The sequence below is a fragment of the Rhizorhabdus sp. genome, from assembly GCF_018006725.1.
Classification (GTDB): Bacteria; Pseudomonadota; Alphaproteobacteria; order Sphingomonadales; family Sphingomonadaceae; genus Rhizorhabdus.
Genome location: NZ_JAGMXV010000090.1, coordinates 1 through 18,171 on the forward strand (window position 1 = coordinate 1; position 18,171 = coordinate 18,171).

Sequence of the window (18,171 nt, forward strand, 5' to 3'; positions counted from 1 at the left end):
AGGAGGCAAGCGGATCAGCGGGATCGGCATCGCCCTTGGGCATAGCGATCCCAGCGCAGCACGGTGCCGGTGCGGATCATGGCGCAGCTCAGGTCGCCGATAGAGGGCGCGGCGCACCAGGCACCGGTCCTGTTGCCGCGTGCGTTGCCGGTTGAAAGGCAGCGCATGGTGGGACCATCGACCAGAATGTGGCCCGTGCTGGTCCGCCCCTGAGCGCCGCCGAGCAGATTAACAAGAGCGTCACGGGCGGCGAGGGCGCTCGCCTCGGGGCAGGGCTGACCTGGCCGGCAACTGCCGTCCATCTCGCGGGCCGCAATTCCGGCGAGACGGACATGCACACCTTCGCGGCACCAGATCGGCCCGTCTCCATCCCAGACGCGCGTCGGTGTGCAGGTGAAGACCTGGCCATCGGGAATGACGGTGGCGGCAAGCAGGAGTGCGAACAGCATCGCGGCGACGCTAGCCCAGCGGCGCGTGCTTGTCATGGGTATGCCATCGTCGGACCGGCGGGGCGGGGTGACCGCCTGGGCAAAAGTCGGCGGGATCATGGGGTCATGGCCGGCGGGTCCACCCGCTCTCAATCAGGCGCGATCCTTGGTCCGACCGGCGGCCTATTGCGATCAACCCGCAAGGGGTCCGGTCGCTGCGCTACGGCTTTTTGGGCTGCGCCAAAAAAGTGATCGCGGCCGCCGGCCGGACACATCGGGCGCCAGTCGAGCGGGACGGACCCGCCGGCGCGCAAAGGAACCCCGACATGTTCACCGACATTGCAACCGCTCGTCGTCACGCCTTCAGTCTCTCGCGCAGCCTCATGGTGGTCACCTTCGTCATCGCGATCGGGCAGCAATATGGGGTCATCACCGCAGAGGATGCGGACGGCAGCGTTGCCCTGGTGGCCGAATATGATCCATTCGCCTGATGGCTCCTCCGGGAGCCTACGGCTCCCGGCTTTGCCATGGAGGGCGTGTCATTGATTCAACGAAAATAAAGGCGGCAGCGCTAGGCGTTTGGCATGGATGAAGGTGCGCCAATCGAAATTGCCAACGATGATCCCTTGTGGAACCAGGCGATCCAAGATGTGAACGCGTGGCGAGGCGCGTGTTTGCAGCATTTCTCGGCGGCTGAAGCGGCCGTCACCGAAACGCTGCTCCTTCTCAAGGCCATTCCGGGTCGAGGGGAGACAGTACGGCTGCGGCATTTGATCGGTCAGCGGTTCGATAACCTCAGCAAACTTATCGAGGCAGAAGGCGCTTTCGCTCAAGAAGGCAAGGCGGCCGCCAAGGCCCTTTCGGATCTCCGCACACTCGAGGGCCTACGGTCGTTTCTTGCCCATGGTCAGGCCAAGATCGCGCTCGAGCGAACCGGAAAATGGATCGTGATCTTGCGCCATGTCTCGATCCGCGGGCAGCAGGCTGAACGTCTGATGCTGCTTTTCGAGCAAGCCGAAGCCGAAGAAAGGCACGCCGATCTGAAGCGCAAAAGCCAGAAGCTGTGCTCTGTTCTCGGCAATTTCCGGAGAATCGTGAAGAGCTGAACGGGCGGCTCCGGCGATGCCGGATCGGGCTCTAGGCTTGGCCCTGAGCCTTGGATTTCCAAGTCTCAGCCCATTCGGGTGACGATCCCTGCCGCGCGGTTCCCGCCTAACGCGCAAGAGATTGCCAACGCTCTGCCTGCCGATTGACGGCCAAGTGCTTTTCAGGCGGCCATTCAATCGTCGCCAGAAAGGCATTGAGCTGATCTATAGGCTCAGCGGCGCTGAGCACGCGGGCATCATTCCAACGCTTCGCATCTGCAGGCGCCGCTGCCAGGACATTGGCTTCAAGCGAAAGCAGCTCCGCCCGAGAAAGGCCAGGAAGCGCAATCGCTACCGCACGGCAATGTTCCCTGACGAAGAGACGGCGCAATTCCTTGGCGATTTTGCCATCCCTCGGGCAGGAGGCCGCTGCCTTGCGAGCGTGAAACATCCGGCCAGCATTGTAGACGGTCGAAAATTTGTGGCTGTTGTTATCACCGCCCACATGGCGCTTTAAAATCCTGTCGGTCAGGCATTTGGCGGTAATGCCGATGTAGCGCGCATGGCCCTCATGATCATAGAGCACGTATATGCCCTGGCCCTGCGGAACCGTCTCAAGGCGGGCGGGCGCCGTCTCCAGCAATTGGGTGAGGATCGATGTTGGATCGTACATAGTCTGTCGCTGAAATCAGATGAGGCGGCGCGCTTCAAGTGTCCCAAATGCCGTCGTGATCTGGAACGGTCAGTCCGGACGGGTGTTCACCTTGGCCTCCGCGATCACCACCCGTAGGTGACGACACGTCTTCAGCCTGTTTGGATCTGCTGGCTGAGCTGGCTGTAATGACCCAGCAGACGCTCGGTTTCTTCTGGATCAATGCCAAGCGCACCGTCCAGCTTGCGGACGAAATCCTGTTCGGCGGTGGCGTCAAGCGAGGGCCAGCTTTGGGTGGTCTTCCAGATGGCGACCGTGCTGCGGGTCACGAATGCCGCAAGCTGCGTTTGCTTGCTGCCGTCGGCCGCCATCACCGAGCGGGCAAGGGCCCAACGGCTCAATACGATCAGAGCGAAACAGTCATAGGGCAGCTCGGTTTGATGCTGCCCGATAGAGATACGGGATAGCAGCGCTGCTTCCGATCGGCTGCCCAGCCACAGCCGTTGAAGGATGCGCCCGGCGCGAACGACGAAGGCACGTTCACGATCGTGCTGCTTGGGAACGAGGTCGAGCGCGAAGAGCTCGTCGCGCTGATCGCCATCCTTGATCTGGAGGGGACGGCGGCAGGCCTCGACCATCAACCGAAGGATGAAACAGACTTCGGCCGTGAGTTTGCGTGGCGGAGGCGTCTCTTCGCTGGCTAGGCGGGCAATATAGGCCTCGAAGCTATCCAGGGCCTTCAAAATGTCGAGGCTTTGCCTCTCGGCTTCATCGCGGCGGTAAACCCGTGGCTCTCGCGCAGGCGGATTGCCGTCTTCGCTACCCGATGGATCCTCTAAACGGTTGCCATGATCCGGGTCGGGATCATCCTCGCTTTGCGGCATCTCGTCGGTGTAGAGCGTATCGTCGTCGGCATCATCACCCTCTTTTTGCTGGGGCTGGTTGATCCCACGCAAGATGATCCTGAGAAGATTGACCGCGTCCGGGTCATCGAAATTGAGCCGCCCGCTGTCGCCCGTCGCCGGGACACTTGCGGCCATGGCCGTTCGGAAAGCTTCCGGGCTATCATAATCATAGACCTCGTGCTCGGCATCGCCGCTGCTGCTCTTCGTTCTTGCCCGTCCCGCCAATGTGGCAGGTGTCACCGCTTTTCGTCGGCCCTGCGGCGTCTCGGAAAATATGATGGCGGCCAGATTTGCCAGTTCAAGAAAGTCGCCATCCTCCAGTTCGACCTTCGCAAAGGCTGAGCGCAGGCGCTTGTCGCCCATGCCAGGCGCGGCATGGGTCAAGCTGACCTCATCGTTGACGATGACGGCGCTGGTCAGCGTTCCATCGGCCAATCGCACCCGCGCGATCAGAGGAGGGCGGGGCTTGCTGGGTAGCTCGACTGACCGGCCACGGCTGCGGGTCGGATGGAACGGAAATTCACCCTCTGCTATGACGAGGGTGGCACCCTCCGGCTCCGTAATGCGGTTCGAGGGTGTCCATCGGATGGTGTTGCCGGCGGCTTCCAACGTTCCAGGAGGGATCCCCGCGTCGGACTTGGTATCGGTCAGTTGCTTGGTTTGCGGATATAGATCCTTACGATCAATCGGCACCGAAATATCCAGACCCAGAGCGCCTAGGCCGGTGCCCGCCTTGAGCCGGCGATAGATCGAACACTCCGCGTTGCGGGCCGCTTTGTCGGCGAGCCCAAGGGCATCATCTGAGCAATTCGCGCTACCATAAACGAGATGATCCCAGTGCTCGGTCTGGATGAGCAAAGCCTTGGCATGGATGAAGCGCGCGCGGTCATTACCATCGAAGATACTTGCGAACCGGGCATCGGGTATGAGCGGCAACCCATCGAGTGGGAATTCGGGCCGGTGGGCGCTGAGCGCGATAATGATTTCCTGGGGGCGCATGGCATCGATCAGGCCGAGCAACCCGTCGAGATTTGCATCCCAGTAAGGGGACATGATGATGAGCCGGGTTACGGGCACGGTGCCGACAAGCCCAGCCAGGCGCGTGAGGATGCCTGCCTCACCCTTTCCAGCTTCGCACAGCAAATCGACAAGCGAGCCATCGCTTAGCGCGAGCGGCGCGTCATTGGCGTCTATCTCAAACAGCCAGGCCGCATCGCGTTCGATCAGATCAAGCTTGCGCTTCATCGCTTCAAGCCCAGCCTCCTTCAACCAGGGCGCGACATAGTCGAAGGCCTTGCGGATCAGCTGGCGACTGGCGTTCGCATCCTCATCGTCGCGCTTGCGCCACCATTCGATTTGACCGACGATCTCCCGATTGCGTCCCCAACCCGCTGCCGTCGCATTGGCTGAACCGATGATCACGCAACCGGCATCGCTGCCCAAGCGGATGCTGACCTTCGGATGGAAGGCGCCGGGCACGGAAATCGGCAGCAGGGCATAGGCTGAGCCCGCTCGCGCAAAGGATTCCGGTGTCTGCGCGATCGCGCGCTGCAGCATGTTGGCATCGGCCATGAGGATGTTGTTGTCGCAGCCATAGCTGCGCAGCCGATGATGGAGCGATCCATCATAGAATGCTGCGTCTACCGAGTAGGTCGTTGTGATCGATGTATGGAATCCGGTCCGCGCCAGATCCTTAAAGAGGCTGATTCTGTTCAAGGAACGCCTCCCCGTCCGCTGTCACGCCGCTGGCATGCAGATATCCCGCATCGCGCAGCACCCGGGTCAGATTGAAGAGCCGGGGCGTGGTGTAGCCATACTCCCCCAACCGCCCTTCGCTCAGCAGTCCGTCTTCAACCAGGAAATGATAGGTGAAGGTGCCCGCCGCCGAAAGCTTGCGGCCGGCGATGATCTGATGATCGATGATAATATGCCTGAACAGAACAGCGGCGATCGCTTGCTGAACAGGCTCCTGTCGTGCCGTATCGAGCGTGCGCAAAATGCCGTCCAGCGACCGACCGTCACGCCCGGCTGCGGCGGCGATGATAGGTCGGACATTTCCGTCGTTCTCGGCCCATTTCGCCCAGAGGATGCCAAGCAGCTTGAATGCATCGAGTAGTGTCTCTGGTGTCGGCTGCAAGCCCGACCTCAGATTTTCAAGGACGACTTCGGCGTGAAGCGCCTCGTCGTTGTCGGCGAGCCCGACCAGAGCCTTCGCCCAATCCGACCAGGTTGATGTGTTCTGCGGGATCGCCTCATCGACCAGTTTGGCGACGAGTTGTCGTGGTTCGATGCCGTTGGTGTAGCTCTCGTGTTGCAGGCCTACCAGGCCATTGAGGGCGCACTCCAGGGCAATATGTCCATATTCATTGGCTTGATAGGCGCGCCATCGGTCGACGGTCTTACCCGGGGGCTGATACGGTTGCCCGTTTGGAAGCGCGCGCGTGTAAAGCGCTTGGCGCAATCCGTCGATGTCGCCAGGCTCGATGCCGTTGCGATAGAGGTCGAGCACGAGCCAGATAGACGCCCGGCGCGCTAAACTCGCCTTGGATTGGTCTCTTTGCCCGAGCAGAAATTCGCGCAACGCGGCCTGTTCGGGCGAACCGTGGGGAATGTGTGCAGGGTGGATGGCCGTACCAATGTTTTGGAGCTGCTGCGATGTCGCTGTTCCAGAAAGCAGGACGGTCTCGATCTCATCTGCGATCGGACCGATCGAACCTGCAAAAGCGGAAGAAACCAGCTGGCCCTGACCCTGGGTGACCGGCACGGAGGATGCGGTGAGCCAGCCCATTTCGGTCAAAGTGGGCGCATAAGCCGCCCCATAGTTCCCCCGCGCCGCTTGCAGATAGGTTTTCTCGGATGTTCGGTCGTCGGTGAACGGCCTGAAGTCGATGCCATTGCTGCGTGCCACGTCGCGCTGCTGGTTGGCCCAATTTGCTCCGCCCAATCCATCGCTGCCGTCCATATCATTGACGACCGTCGCGAGCGCGTAAAGCGCCTCGCCCCGTCTCATGAAGCGGGCAAAGCGGGCTGGATCATCCGAGTGGTGCTTCTTTTCGTAGAGTTCAATCAACCATGGGAAATAGGCATAATATCTGAGGCGATTGGTGATGTTCGTTATGTTCGGAACCAGAGATTGGTAAATCCTGATGCTCGTCGCCTGGAGGCCAAGAGGGTCGAGGCCCATCGTCCAGCTGCCGGTCTCCGTCCAATAGGGATCGCCGTCCTGTTCAGATAATTCGAGTGCTACGCTCACTTCGTTCCCATTTTCCACTATATTGACGCTGGAGGATGCCACTTCGATACTTCCACAATCATATTGGCGTGGTTCTAGGCGGCGGCTCGGCAAAGAATGTGCGCGAGCATCATGTCATTTCCGGACCGATGAAGCTGGTTTCCATCCGCACCAGCGGCGTGATGGAGGGCACTTGTGATGGCAGCTTGATCTCAGGAAGATCCGGTAGATCGCGGGTCAGGCCATAGGCGAGCAGCAGCCGTGATCGATCACATGACATGTCGGTCATGGCCTTCGGCGGGAGCGGGTGGATCGTCGGGGCTGCGCCCAGCACCTTTTCCGTCGGCATTTCAGCGATGAACCGGTCATGGACTTCTGTTTTGCAGCCGCCACCGGTCACGAGCAGTTGGACCGGCTTTCTGCGGTAGGCGGCGTGAAAGCCGTCCTGAGCGCGTTCAGGCGAGCGCGCCCGGCCAAAGACCTCCTCGAATTCATGGTCGCATGCGCGCTTGAAATCTCCTGCGCTCAGCTGGCGACTAAGCGCGCTGTCTAGCGCAGCGGCGCCGAGAAGTTCGACGGCGGCTGAGAACACCGCGACACGCTCGCGGCCCACGAGATTGAAAGCGACGATATCGAGAGTCGATGCTCCAACATCGACAAGCATGTGGGAGCCTGGTTGGGAGGTCGGCGCGAACGCATAGCCCGCGACTGCCGCGGTCAATTCCGGCACGAGGTAAAAGCCTGTCGGCAATCGGTCCGGCGATCGAGAATGTGTCTGCCGCACCAGATCTGGGGTCAATCGCGAAGCAAAAGGGGCGAGCTCGACAGCTGCGGCAACGATCCGTTTGAAGATCGAGAAAGATCTCGCATCATCATGCGCGGCAACGGGGATACCGACATTCACGGCCATGAACTGATCCGCACCCGCCGGACCGAGCGGCTTGGCCTGCCTGTACCATCCGAAGAAATGCGCGAAATGAAGCGCGAGAAAGGCGGCAGCCGCTTCGACCCGGGTGATGCTGACGTCGGGCCTCACCAGCTCGCCCCCATGGGCTCCGATGATACCGGTTTTGAAGCCCTCGAGCGTTACCGCACCAGGCAGGGGGTAAAGCGAAAAACGGCCAGTTTTGGGGTCAAGCCACAAGGCAGTCTGCCAAAGATAAGGATGCCCGAAGGACTGTAGGCCTTCAGGCGCGGGCATGGCCTTGGTCGGGTTATCCGCATGATAGGGTTGGCTCACGGCGAGCTTGACCGAACTCGTTCCGAAATCGAAGCCGACGATGAAACCGTCGTCGAGGTCAGGCTGGAGCTTTTTCGCGAGCTGCGCCGCGCCATCAACGATTGCGCGGTTGATCATCGCCTGGTTCTGGGGCGTGATCGAAACCGGACGTGGCTCGATCATTGGCGTGGTGTTGCTCACTGCCGCAATGACCTTGCGGAATATTGTCTCCCTCGGAATGGCCGGCTCCGCTACGACTGGAGCAGGCTGCTTCACAGCGGCGGCGGCCCGCTCGGCTTCCAGGATGGCCTGATAGGCGGCCTTCATCCCTGGGCCTTTGAGGATGATTTTCTTCGGGCCTTTGGACTTGGGTTGTGGCTGGGCCTTCTTGTTTTTTGCTTTCTGCGCTTTGGCCCCCGGTTTGGAGGCTCGCTGGCCTGCCCCGTTCCGCGCCGGAAAAGTTGAAAGAGGAGGACACGCCGTCGATTCGCCTTGCCCTACCGCCTTCTTCGCGAGCATTTGTTGCTCGATATCGGCAAAATCGCCGTCCGCTGCCGGGGGCTTTCGGTCAGGGCTTCGGGACGGGGCATTTGTTCCGGCCAAGCTCGTGCGCAGGTCCATCAGGGCGGAAGCGGCATCAGCCAGGCTTGCGAAGCTCTTGCCTTTCTTGCTCATGCGCCGGCCTTCGCGACCTCGACCACTGCGATACCGACGAGCATTGGCTCGTCAAAGCTCAGGTCATTTTCCTTACGGTTTATCTGCTCCAGCTTGAGATCCATCCGGGCGAGAAAGGCATTCAGCTTGCCCTGTATGGCATATGTGATGTTCATTTTCTTGGCGCTGCCCGAGGCGCGCAATTCGCGGATCTGGGTTTCGGCCCTGCTTTTCTCTCGTTCCTTGTGCTGCGTGATGAGCGCGCGTTGGGTGGCGACGTCGTCATAGTGCCGGGCGGCTTCCGCCCCTTCGAAGTCGGTTCGGCGTTCCTTGAGTGCCGGCAAAAGGTGCGATGCCATCACATCCGCGACATGGGGTAGATCGGCCGGTTCGAGATGTCGGAGCTGAGGGGCGCTGGCCAGCGATTCCATCAGCACTTGCTCGACGGCATCTTCTTCCAAGCTTGTGCCGGTGGCGAAGTCGACGCCAGCGAATGCTAGGCGATCGACAGGCAAAAGGCCATCGATCGACCAACGCTCGACTGCCACGACATATCGGCCTACGGGCAGAGGCCAATGCGGCTGATGAGGCACGCGATATGCGGTTACGGGCCGGGGCGCGACACCGACCTGCCGACCGTCGAGGAGCTGGGCGCAAAAGCGCGCCAGCGGATGGGTCATCGGAATGGCTTCCAGATTGCGATGGCGCAGCGGGTCTGGGTTGCTGCCGAACACGGCTTTCACGCCGCTGGCGGCGTCTCGAGAAAAGCGGGTCGGGTAGCGCCGGGCTTTCAGATTCCGAAAGTGCCCAAATTCGGCCTGCGCTCTTGGCGACAGGCGAACGTCATATGCTTCGATGTCGATGCCGTTGATCGGTTCGAAGCGCGTGCCCTCGAACGTATTGACCAGAATGCCGGCGATATAATCGCGCAGGTCGCTTTCGGTCAGCCGCTTGTGCGGCGCATAGGCTTCCTTGACCTTCTGAAGAATGCTGTCGCCATGCGCCACCAGTCCAGGGGCTTCCCGCTCAAGCTCCTCTGCCTGCATTTTCCTCTGCTCTGCAGCCTGGATAGAGCGATCGAATTCACGTGCCCGTGCCTCTGGAGAAAGCTCGGGGTTGGTCAGGATGAATTCGATGTCGCGGATGATCTCACCCAGGATGGGTTCGAAGTCGCCCAGCGTCTCCTGGATGATCCCCAGCCTCAGATAGAGCCGGTCATAGACCTGCTCTTCGATCGTTTCAGCGGCGATCAGATTGATGATGTCGATTGATGGCGATCGCTGCCCGATACGGTCGATACGACCGATCCGCTGCTCCACCTTCATGGGATTCCAGGGCAGGTCCCAATTGATCAGAATGCGGCAGAATTGAAGATCGAGGCCTTCACCGCCGACCTCGGACGTCAGCAGGATCGTGCCTGCGGGAGCGTCGGCAAAACGCGAGACGATTTCCTGGCGGTCAGCTTTGACGCCGCCATGGAGTTCCATGATCGCAAAGCCGGCAGCCTGGAGCTTCGCAGCGAGATAGCTGATCGTGCGGCGAAAGCTCGAGAAGACAATGAACTTTTGATCGGGATCCCGCTCGCGCAACTGGCGCAGCCAATCGAGCAGCTTTACAAGCTTGGTATCGGCGGCTTCCAGTTCCGCTAGAACGGCGGGATCATCGCAGATTTCGCCAAGCGCGCTAATCAGCGGGCCTGGCAACGCTCCAGGGGGTGATGCATCGTCCTCCTCGTCGAGCGTGAGGAAACCGCTTCTTTCGCCCCAATGGCGATAGGCAGTGGCCAGGCTCGAGGCGAGGAGTCGCTGGGTTTGGGCGAGCAGGAACCGCTCGTTGATGTCGTTGGCAAAGGCATATGCCTCGATGCGCTGTGTCGCCCGCTGATAGAAGGCGTCTTCCGCCTCATTCATCGGCCATTTTACCGTCTGGGGGCGGCGCTCGACCTTGAATTCCGCAACATCGCGCCGTCGCGTGCGATTGATCGTGGATCCCAGCAGCGACATCTCTTCGATCCGCGCTGCCAATTTCACGCGGTTTGCCGGGGTATCGACGATGCCTTTTTCGAGCTCTTCGCGCAGGCGTTTCAGCCGTTCGCCGGTCTTGAGAACCCGCCCCTCGGGCAGATCCCCGACAAGCTCCGCCAATTCGTGCATTGGCACGCGCGTATCGCGTGCCGCTTCCCAAGCCCGCACTAGCGGGACATTTTCTTCCTGGAGGATATCGAAGAGATATTCCCGTTCGAACGTGTCCGGATCGATGAGCTTCAAAAGCGCGCGCAGGTCGTTGGCGCGCAGATTGATCGGGGTGGCCGAAAGAAACAGCGAATAATCACTCACATCGGTCACAAGCTTTGCCAGCTTATGGTTCATCGTCTCGGCATTGCGCAGATGATGGGCCTCATCGAAGATCGCGAGATCGAACAAATCCTGAGCCGAATCATTGAGTAACCGCGCGAGGTCTGCGCGCGCACCCGAGGCGGGCTCGTCAGGATCGTCCCACCCGCGCGGCGGACGGATGGCGGACAGCGATGCGATAACCTGAAAACCCTCGCGACGCTCCTGGTCGTCACGCAGCGTGTCGAGCAACTCGGCGGCTCCGCAGATACGCGCGTCGACATTGAATTTGTTGCGTAGCTCAGCCCGCCATTTTTCGACGAGCGGCTTGGGGCAGACCACCAGCAGTCGACGGCAATCGTGATTCCGCGCCACCAGCTCTGTCCAAATGAGCCCTGCTTCGATGGTTTTACCGAGACCGACTTCATCGGCGATGAGCAAGCCACGAGAGGGCGCGTTCAGGAGCTTGAGGACCGGCTTGAACTGGTAAGCGTGAAACTCGGTGTTCGTCGCGCCCATGCTGTAGATCATGTCGGCAAGGCGGCCCGTCATGCGCAGATGGGTCAGAGCGCGTCGCAAATCGGTTGGGGCGGAGAGTTTGCCGTTTCGCAGATCCACGAGCGCATCGGGGGCGGCCAGGACATGTTCGAGCTGGTTTGCCGGCAGACTTCGGCGGCCTGTCGGAAGCTCAATCTGAAAGAAGGTGCGTCCTGCTCGTTCTTCGGGCGGCCGGTCGGTTACGACACCGACAACCGCCGGATCGTTTTTCAGCCGTACCCGTTCGCCTGCCTCGAACATAGTGAAACTTCCCCCCTAACAGGATGATCAATAGAAAGCCGACAGCGTCAAGTGTCAGGCGAATGTTAAATCATTCAAAATCTGCGCCATTCACTTTGGTAGATGCTGGCATTGATAGATGTGCGCCGCCCTCTCTTGCGACGGGCGGAAGTAACTTCCCGGACCGTTCGGGCATGCAGGAAATTCATCGAGTCGATCCTTCGTCGTCCTGGGTGGGGCTATTATAGCTTGCATGGGTGACAAATTCTGTCGCGGTCGATAGTCGGCTCGGCGACGGTCAGCGTCTGCAAACTGGGTGCGATACCCGGGGAGGAGCAACGCCATCTGGTTCCTTGTTCCGTTGTCGGCTTCCTGGTCGGCGCGCGGGGCCGAGCAAGCCCGCATAGGCGGGCTTCTCCACTGCGTTGCGACCCTCCGGGTGCACGACCCCGCTATGACGCCGCCCTTTGGGGCGCCTGTCGGAAGGCCCCGATGGGCGGGGCTGATCCAGACCGGAGTCACAGCCATGCCGCAGCCTTCTCAACAATCGGCAGACCGAGCCGAGCGGATCGACCGCATCGCCGCACTGAATGACAGCCTGCGGAGATCTATTTGCAGCCCTGGCCGAAACCAGATCGTCATGACTGCGGGTGTTGCCGCGCTGGTCGGGGATGTGTCCCTCTTCCGCGGATTTCGCAGACGCGCTGAGATCCTGCGCACGGTGCGAAACTATGACAGCTTCAATTCCGACAACGATCCATTGGGCGAGCATGATTTTGGTCGCTTCGAATATGACAGCGCCATTCTCTACTGGAAGATCGATTATTATGATCTCGAGCTTGCCTGGGGCTCACCCGATCCAGCCAATCCCGACGTCACCACTCGGGTTCTGACGATCCTACTCGCCGAAGAATACTGATCGGCACGGCCATCCCCCTGACCGGGGGGATGGCCGTGAAAAGTCTGCTTGAGCAGACTGCGCGCAAAGGATCTCCAAGCGCCAAGCGCGCTCGGGGAGGGGAGGGGTGCACCGGAGCATCGCCCCCGTGCGGCCGATGCAAAGCTGTGAGCCGACGCGGGATCAGACCATTTAAGGAGTTACCGCCATGTCCGCCTATTTCGCCGCCCATCCCGATCACGCGATCCTCTTTGCGTTCGGCTGTTTTGCGCTCACCGTCTACCTGTTCCGCTATGTCGGTCCCGGCATTGGCGGTGGCGGCGACTGGTCATCGCGTGACCATTATGAGCGCAATCTGCGCGACGGTCCGGAAGACTATTGTTGAGCTGGCCGCCCCGATGAGGACGATCGCTGTGAGCCTTCTCAAGGGCGGGGTAGGCAAGACCTTCCTCGCCACGCATCTCGCCTGGTATCTGGCCGAAGCGGCGGGACGCCGGGTTGTGTTCGTTGACCTGGACCCGCAAGGTAGTTCGTCGCGCCGTCTGGCCGGCGAGCGGCCGGGTGGCTTCGCGGCCGATCTCTTCGATCCATCGGCGGCGCTTGCCGCCGATGGCCAGGTCGGGCTCACTTTGCTCGCTGCCGACCAGCGTTTGCAGATGATCAAGGCGGCACAGGATGTGCGCGACTTTCTCGGCCGCTTTCCTGCGCTCGCGCCCCATTTCGATCTTTGCGTGATCGATACCGGTCCCAAATGGGACGAGCTTACCTTGAGCGCTCTCGCGGTCGCCGACGCAGTGATCGCGCCCGTCCAGGTCGCCGAAGATTCGGTTGAGTGCGCCAAGATGCTGTTGACCGCGCTGCGCAAGGCCGAGGCGGCGAGAGCAGGGCGCAAGATCGATTTCCTCGGATTGCTGCCATCGATGGTCAACCCGTTCGACCGGCGCGAAATAGACAATGCCGTCAAGCTCGCCCACGCGGTGGGCGAGCGGCTGATGTTCCCTGCCTTCATCAAGGCGCGACCGACCTATAAGCATGCCGCGGAAAATCATCGGCCGGTCTGGATGGAAGGTGGTGGCGGGGCCAAGGCGGCGGCCGGGGAAATTCGGCCGATCCTCGCCGAGATCGAACGGCGGCTCGGTTCAGCGCCAGCGGCCGCCACCTGATGGGTAAGTTCGACGAACGCATCGAGGAGTTTGGCCTGCTAGTCGGCGCGCATGAAACGGCGCGCCGGGTCGAGGAAATCCCTCTGGATCGGGTCATCCCCGACCCCGGCAATCCCCGGCGCAGTTTCGACGATGACGCCCTGGCCGAGCTTGCGGCCTCTATAGCGGCCCGCGGGGTCTTGCAGCCGATCACGGTTGCGCCCGCCGACGCCGCCGGCTTGCATCGCATCCGTTTGGGCGAGCGACGCTTTCGTGCCTCCCAGCTCGCGGGCCGGGTGACGATCCCGGCGATCGTCGTGGCCGAGGGGGAGGGAACCCATCTGCTCGCCGATCAGATCGTTGAGAACGATCAGCGTGCGAACCTTTCTTCGGTCGAGCTCGCTCGTGCGATTGCCCGTATGCTCAAGGGCGGCATGAGCCAAGTCGAAATTGCCGCTGCGCTGGGCCGCTCCAAGCAGTTCGTCTCGCTCTATGCAGCCTATGGTGACATGCCTGCCTATCTCAGGGAGGCGCTCCCGCGCGCGCCGATCCGGCTGCTCTATGACCTGCATCGCACAGCCAGGGATTATCCTGCGGAAGTCGAGGCCTATGTGGGCGCCTGGGATGAGAGCGGCGCGACATTGGCGGAAGGCGCGCGTTTCATTGCCGGGCTGAAGGGTAAGGCGGACGTTCTCAGCATCGAGGCAGCGCCGATGCAGGCCGCGGCAGTGACCGTCGCCCGTCCCCAACCGCGGGCAGGGACTGAGCCAGTCGCGCGACCAGGGGAGCAAACGCCAGAGGCCAGCCTTGCCGTTGAAGTCGATGGCCGTCCCGCGCGTCTTGTCCTCGGCCCGCGTGTTGTCGTGATCTTCGGCGATGGTTCCCGGCAAGAGATCGCGGCCGAACGACTTTGCACCGCGTCTGAGGGACGCCCGACGCTGTGATGCTCTGACCCTCTTCCTCCGCGTTCGCATATCCTGTTCGCGTGTATGTCGGCCGCGCCCCTTTCGGGGTGCGGCCTTTTGCGTAGGTCCGAGCTGGGGCGGCGCCGTTGGCGCCGCCCTTCGTGGATCAGGCGTGAATGATAGGCGCATTTTCCCAAATATGGTCGAAGTCTGCTCAAGCAGACTATCAGATGAGTTGAGTGAAGGTGAGGGCCGGATAGGCGTGACGCCGGGGATGTATGACAATAGCCTTTGATGCATGCCCGTCTTCACCTTCCGTCTCGACGATGAAGTCGCCCAGCGCTTCGATGCTGTGGCGGACAGCGCCGGTGGGCGCTCGGCTTTGCTGCGGCGCCTTGTCATGAATGCAGTGGACGCGGAGGAGGGCGAGAGGTCGGGGCTTCTTCGCCGGCGGGAGCGAGCAACACGGCGGTTTGAGATCCGGCTGACCGATGCGGAAATTACCGCGCTCGATGCCGAGGCCGATGCTTTGGGTATGAAGCGCACAGACTGGGTGACAAGGCTGGTGCGCCGCCGGCTGCATTCGGCGGCACCGCTGCCGCTCGAAGAGCGGGCGGCAGTGGCTCAGGCGTGGCGCGAGCTCAACCGGATCGGCATCAATCTCAATCAGGCGACGCGGGCGCTCAACGCATCGGTGATGGTCGAATCCGGGCTCGATGTCGCGCGCGAGGCGGCGCGGGTGGAAAGCTTTCGGACGGAAATCCGGACGGCGCTTGCCGGTCTTGGCACTGCGCTCAAGGGCGATCTTGCCTATTGGGATAGCCTCGATGTTTGAGGAGGAGGGCATCTTGCCGCTGCCCAGCCTCATGGAGGCATGGCGGCCGCCCACCGGCGGTAAACGGACACTGCGGGGAGCCTATGTCCGCGTCGGGCGAGGCGGATCGGGCCGGGGAAGGCAGGCGCGCGCCGCGCCGCTGAGCCAGGCCGAGGCTCGGGCCAAGCTCGAGCGGATCGTGCGCAAGGCCCCGGAGGTCATGGTCAAGGTCTCGGGTAAGCAATATGGCGCGCATCATCTATCGGAGCATTTCGGCTATGTTGCGCGGCACGGGAAGCTTGCGGTGCGCTCGAGCGAGGGCGAGATCATCGATGATCCCAAACGGCTGAAGGAGATCGCGCAGGACTGGGCCATGCTTGACGAGGCGATGAACGAGCATGGCCGCGACCGGCCGACCTCGCTGTCGCTGGTCCTTTCCATGCCCGGCGGTTCGACCGATCCCGAGACGCTGCAGGATGCCGCCCAGGCGTTCGCCCGGATCCTGTTCGAAGACAATCACGCCTATATGCTGGCGCTTCACACCGACACCGATCATCCGCACGTCCATCTGACGGTGGCCACCGAAGGTGCGGACGGCACGCGGTTCAATCCGCGCAAGGCCGACCTCCATCATATGCGAGAGACATTCGCGCATGAGCTACGGGCGCGCGGCATCGCGGCTGAGGCGACGCCCAGACGCGCACGCGGTCACGTTCAAAAGCGTGTGCGCTCTGCAGCGCTGCATCTCGATGCTCGGATCGGTCAGGAGGGGCGCCGGCTCAATATGGATGAACTCAACGTGCTGCGCGCCCGGGCCTTTGCGCACGCGCGCGATGAGGAACGGCGGCCGCAAGACGTGATGGCGCTGGTTCGCCAGAAGCAGATACGCGGTGCTTATGCGGAGGCGGCGGTGGCGCTTGCACGTACCGGCGAGGCCGACGACCAGGCGCTTTCCGACGAAATTGCGGGTTTCCTGGCGGCTATGCCGCCGGCGGTCTCCCGACGTCTGGCCCTGGCCCGCGAGATGATGCAGGGGCGGCAAGCGACACAGCCGGCGCGCGAGCTGGAGGGTGGAGCTGGTCCCGAGCGGCCAGTGCCGGAGCGTGGGCGGGAGCGTTGATTCGCATGGGTGGTTGATCTTGCGAAGGGATGCTCCCACTACCATGTGCTAGAATGTCTTGGAAAGTCGAGGGAACTGGCGCTTTCTGTGGTCATGGTTTGTTAGAAAAAACCATGCTATTATCTAACAGACAGGAGCATGGACATGTCTGCGGTGGCTGATCGGATTATGAAGCGTGTGCGCGGCAAGGGCCGTGGCTGGGTGTTTACGCCCAAGCAGTTCGTCGACTTCGGCACGCGCGGCTCGGTCGACATGGCGCTGTCGCGTCTCGCGCATGCCGGTGACATCCGCCGGATCGGCCGCGGTCTCTACGACTATCCCCGCCGGCATGACAAGCTTGGTGCCCTGAGCCCGGATCCCGGGCAGGTGGCCCAAGCGCTCTCCGCGCAGAGCGGCGATGCGCTCGCGCCATCGGGAGCGGCGGCGGCTAATAGCCTTGGTCTCTCGACGCAGGTGCCCGCCCGGGCGAGCTACGCTACCAGCGGTCGCACCCGCACCACCGAGGCTGGCGGCCGCAGCGTCACTTTGAAGCACAGCCGCGCGCCGGTGCTCGACGCGCCGGAGTCTGTGAATGCGATCGTCCAGGCACTCGCGCATCTGGGGAAGGGCAATATCGACGCGGACGCGATCGGGCACTTCGCCGCGCGGCTCGACGATGCCGGTACGCGTGCGCTCGTCGCGGGCCGCCCGGCCATGCCGGGCTGGATGGGCGACATTGTCCTCAAGATCCAGGCGTCGCGGAGAGATAGGTCATGCAGGGAGAAAGGGTAGCGCCGCTGGCGCCACTAGCAAATCTCCAGATGCAGGGTCGGGCACAAGGATGGGTACGGCCGGATAAAGTGTCGGCCATGTCGAATACTTGGCGATCCATGTCGCGGCGCTTGGAGACAGCCAGCCCGTCAAGGTCGTGATACTCGCATAGCGCTGCGCAAGCGGAAGCGCGATGATGGGTTCATAGTGGGCGACGCGGTTGCGCAATATACGCAGGTCGCGCAAGTCCCGCGCGATCACACCGCGCTGTACGCCTTTGGCCTGAAAGATGGGTCGCAGGCTTTGCCAGAGGTGGTGTGACTTGGGGCCGAAGAGTGACGCCCAGAAGCCGAAGTTCAATTCCGCTACGATCTGCGGACGGGTCGCTGCCTTCCCGTCTTTCTGCAGCGTCTGCCGTGCTTTTGCGATTGCGCCCGTCTGATAGTTCGTCACAAGGATCGCAGGATCGTCGATCCAGGCGGCGCCATGTTGGGCCGCAAGCCGCGCGTCCGCCATGTTACGCAGCACGACCTCGAGCATGTGTAGAGGGCCATAGAGGGCTGCGGAAAGCTGCACATTATAGGTGTACAGGCGCTCTGCGAGCGTCTGATCGGCTCCGGCCCACTTCAGATAAGTGTCGAAGCGGTCAGCGGACAAGGCATGAACGAATGTTGGCACCGGAACCTTTTCACTTGATTTTTAGGCACCCTTGCGCCATATGAACTGGGTATCCCCCGGCGGTCCCTGCTTTGCAAACCGTCGGGGCACTTTATTTCTAGACATCTTCGATTCGATCTTCAATGCCGTTGCTGGAGCAGCGCAGCGTGAATGAACTCGCGCGCCGCCGGAATGCGAGGAGATTTTGCGTGATCAAAGCGAAATACATCCCGTGGGACCCGATTGGCGCGATGCCCGACGACCGAAAAGACGGTCGCCTCATGCTGCTCTGGGAAGGAGATCGCCCCGTAATCGGCCGATGGGATGACGGGCGTAAGGGATGGGAAGATCCGGAAGGCATGCACCTTTTCGAGGAGATCACCTATTGGGCGGATATCAATTCACCGGAATGACCCTTGCTCTTTCAGATGATAAATGATTGATATAAAACGATAAAAGTTTGATAATATATCTTATGTTAATAGCGATACCGCAACTGTCCATGTAAACTGTGTCCAGTGTGATGGGGAAAGGCTTGCAGTCACGGCGGTCTTTCAACAGTATCAGCGACCGTGTCCACTTCGTTCGCCACGACGCCCT

17 protein-coding genes are annotated in these 18,171 nt (G+C 61.6%); 10 read left to right on the forward strand and 7 right to left on the reverse strand.

From position 1 onward, the window contains the following. Window positions 1-14: 14 nt before the first annotated feature. Window positions 15-449, reverse strand: a complete 435-nt coding sequence (locus tag KAY22_RS13650; RefSeq protein WP_025546704.1) for a hypothetical protein — start codon at window positions 447-449, stop codon at window positions 15-17. Window positions 450-754: 305 nt separating this feature from the next. Between KAY22_RS13650 and KAY22_RS13655 the strand changes: the two genes are divergently transcribed. Together KAY22_RS13655 and KAY22_RS13660 are read left to right on the forward strand one after the other, a co-directional pair. Further along, entirely contained in the window at window positions 755-919 is a 165-nt protein-coding gene (locus KAY22_RS13655) for a hypothetical protein (protein ID WP_007682673.1), read from the forward strand. A 93-nt stretch (window positions 920-1,012) separates the two neighbouring features. Then, complete coding sequence (locus KAY22_RS13660; RefSeq protein ID WP_296624005.1) at window positions 1,013-1,534, forward strand: hypothetical protein; 522 nt, start codon at window positions 1,013-1,015, stop codon at window positions 1,532-1,534. 106 nt (window positions 1,535-1,640) lie between these two features. On the opposite strand, the gene KAY22_RS13665 is transcribed toward KAY22_RS13660, so the two are convergent. The 5 genes from KAY22_RS13665 to KAY22_RS13685 all read right to left on the reverse strand — a co-directional run bounded on the left by KAY22_RS13665 (window position 1,641) and on the right by KAY22_RS13685 (window position 11,306). After that, window positions 1,641-2,186, reverse strand: a complete 546-nt coding sequence (locus KAY22_RS13665) for a GIY-YIG nuclease family protein (protein ID WP_296624006.1) — start codon at window positions 2,184-2,186, stop codon at window positions 1,641-1,643. 131 nt (window positions 2,187-2,317) lie between these two features. Continuing rightward, entirely contained in the window at window positions 2,318-4,786 is a 2,469-nt protein-coding gene (locus KAY22_RS13670) for a hypothetical protein (protein ID WP_296624007.1), read from the reverse strand. Continuing rightward, window positions 4,764-6,323, reverse strand: coding sequence for a hypothetical protein (locus KAY22_RS13675; RefSeq protein ID WP_296624008.1), 1,560 nt, complete (start codon window positions 6,321-6,323; stop codon window positions 4,764-4,766). Before KAY22_RS13675 ends, KAY22_RS13670 begins: the two co-directional genes overlap by 23 nt. 109 nt (window positions 6,324-6,432) lie before the next feature. After that, window positions 6,433-8,196: a hypothetical protein gene (locus KAY22_RS13680; RefSeq protein WP_296624009.1), complete on the reverse strand. Its 1,764-nt coding sequence runs from the start codon at window positions 8,194-8,196 to the stop codon at window positions 6,433-6,435. Then, the gene (locus KAY22_RS13685; RefSeq protein WP_296624010.1) at window positions 8,193-11,306 is read right to left on the reverse strand and encodes an SNF2-related protein; all 3,114 of its coding nucleotides are present in this window, start codon (window positions 11,304-11,306) and stop codon (window positions 8,193-8,195) included. Before KAY22_RS13685 ends, KAY22_RS13680 begins: the two co-directional genes overlap by 4 nt. A gap of 505 nt (window positions 11,307-11,811) precedes the next feature. Here KAY22_RS13685 and KAY22_RS13690 point away from each other — a divergent pair. The 7 genes from KAY22_RS13690 (at window position 11,812) to KAY22_RS13720 (ending at window position 16,935) form a co-directional block, all read left to right on the forward strand. Continuing rightward, window positions 11,812-12,204 carry a DUF3768 domain-containing protein gene (locus KAY22_RS13690; protein WP_167706868.1) on the forward strand — a complete coding sequence of 131 codons (393 nt, stop codon included), beginning with the start codon at window positions 11,812-11,814 and terminating at the stop codon, window positions 12,202-12,204. A gap of 187 nt (window positions 12,205-12,391) precedes the next feature. Then, window positions 12,392-12,568, forward strand: coding sequence for a hypothetical protein (locus tag KAY22_RS13695; RefSeq protein ID WP_017182162.1), 177 nt, complete (start codon window positions 12,392-12,394; stop codon window positions 12,566-12,568). A gap of 13 nt (window positions 12,569-12,581) precedes the next feature. After that, the gene (locus KAY22_RS13700; RefSeq protein ID WP_140043502.1) at window positions 12,582-13,346 is read left to right on the forward strand and encodes a ParA family protein; all 765 of its coding nucleotides are present in this window, start codon (window positions 12,582-12,584) and stop codon (window positions 13,344-13,346) included. Beyond that, a complete protein-coding gene (locus tag KAY22_RS13705; RefSeq protein ID WP_046765834.1) occupies window positions 13,346-14,269 on the forward strand; it encodes a ParB/RepB/Spo0J family partition protein in 924 nt (307 codons plus the stop codon). The genes KAY22_RS13700 and KAY22_RS13705 overlap by 1 nt, the downstream gene beginning before the upstream one ends. Before the next feature lie 259 nt (window positions 14,270-14,528). Further along, the gene (locus tag KAY22_RS13710; protein ID WP_046765835.1) at window positions 14,529-15,065 is read left to right on the forward strand and encodes a plasmid mobilization relaxosome protein MobC; all 537 of its coding nucleotides are present in this window, start codon (window positions 14,529-14,531) and stop codon (window positions 15,063-15,065) included. Further along, on the forward strand, window positions 15,058-16,164 hold the full coding sequence (locus KAY22_RS13715) for a relaxase/mobilization nuclease domain-containing protein (protein WP_046765836.1): 1,107 nt from the start codon (window positions 15,058-15,060) through the stop codon (window positions 16,162-16,164). The genes KAY22_RS13710 and KAY22_RS13715 overlap by 8 nt, the downstream gene beginning before the upstream one ends. 138 nt (window positions 16,165-16,302) lie before the next feature. Continuing rightward, complete coding sequence (locus KAY22_RS13720; RefSeq protein WP_046765837.1) at window positions 16,303-16,935, forward strand: DUF6088 family protein; 633 nt, start codon at window positions 16,303-16,305, stop codon at window positions 16,933-16,935. Here KAY22_RS13720 and KAY22_RS13725 read toward each other — a convergent pair. Next, window positions 16,915-17,454, reverse strand: a complete 540-nt coding sequence (locus tag KAY22_RS13725; RefSeq protein WP_017182167.1) for a hypothetical protein — start codon at window positions 17,452-17,454, stop codon at window positions 16,915-16,917. The two genes, KAY22_RS13720 and KAY22_RS13725, sit on opposite strands and share 21 nt — an antisense overlap. A gap of 260 nt (window positions 17,455-17,714) precedes the next feature. Here KAY22_RS13725 and KAY22_RS13730 point away from each other — a divergent pair, with 260 nt between their 5' ends. Further along, entirely contained in the window at window positions 17,715-17,984 is a 270-nt protein-coding gene (locus tag KAY22_RS13730; RefSeq protein ID WP_232307694.1) for a hypothetical protein, read from the forward strand. Window positions 17,985-18,171: the final 187 nt, after the last annotated feature.

Bases quoted from the DNA above. Each gene is read 5' to 3' on its own strand.
- KAY22_RS13650 (WP_025546704.1), bottom strand. From the start codon at position 449: ATGCTGTTCGCACTCCTGCTTGCCGCCACCGTCATTCCCGATGGCCAG.
- KAY22_RS13655 (WP_007682673.1), top strand. From the start codon at position 755: ATGTTCACCGACATTGCAACCGCTCGTCGTCACGCCTTCAGTCTCTCG.
- KAY22_RS13660 (WP_296624005.1), top strand. From the start codon at position 1,013: ATGGATGAAGGTGCGCCAATCGAAATTGCCAACGATGATCCCTTGTGG.
- KAY22_RS13665 (WP_296624006.1), bottom strand. From the start codon at position 2,186: ATGTACGATCCAACATCGATCCTCACCCAATTGCTGGAGACGGCGCCC.
- KAY22_RS13680 (WP_296624009.1), bottom strand. From the start codon at position 8,196: ATGAGCAAGAAAGGCAAGAGCTTCGCAAGCCTGGCTGATGCCGCTTCC.
- KAY22_RS13685 (WP_296624010.1), bottom strand. From the start codon at position 11,306: ATGTTCGAGGCAGGCGAACGGGTACGGCTGAAAAACGATCCGGCGGTT.
- KAY22_RS13690 (WP_167706868.1), top strand. From the start codon at position 11,812: ATGCCGCAGCCTTCTCAACAATCGGCAGACCGAGCCGAGCGGATCGAC.
- KAY22_RS13695 (WP_017182162.1), top strand. From the start codon at position 12,392: ATGTCCGCCTATTTCGCCGCCCATCCCGATCACGCGATCCTCTTTGCG.
- KAY22_RS13700 (WP_140043502.1), top strand. From the start codon at position 12,582: ATGAGGACGATCGCTGTGAGCCTTCTCAAGGGCGGGGTAGGCAAGACC.
- KAY22_RS13705 (WP_046765834.1), top strand. From the start codon at position 13,346: ATGGGTAAGTTCGACGAACGCATCGAGGAGTTTGGCCTGCTAGTCGGC.
- KAY22_RS13710 (WP_046765835.1), top strand. From the start codon at position 14,529: ATGCCCGTCTTCACCTTCCGTCTCGACGATGAAGTCGCCCAGCGCTTC.
- KAY22_RS13715 (WP_046765836.1), top strand. From the start codon at position 15,058: ATGTTTGAGGAGGAGGGCATCTTGCCGCTGCCCAGCCTCATGGAGGCA.
- KAY22_RS13720 (WP_046765837.1), top strand. From the start codon at position 16,303: ATGGACATGTCTGCGGTGGCTGATCGGATTATGAAGCGTGTGCGCGGC.
- KAY22_RS13725 (WP_017182167.1), bottom strand. From the start codon at position 17,454: ATGCTCGAGGTCGTGCTGCGTAACATGGCGGACGCGCGGCTTGCGGCC.
- KAY22_RS13730 (WP_232307694.1), top strand. From the start codon at position 17,715: ATGCCGTTGCTGGAGCAGCGCAGCGTGAATGAACTCGCGCGCCGCCGG.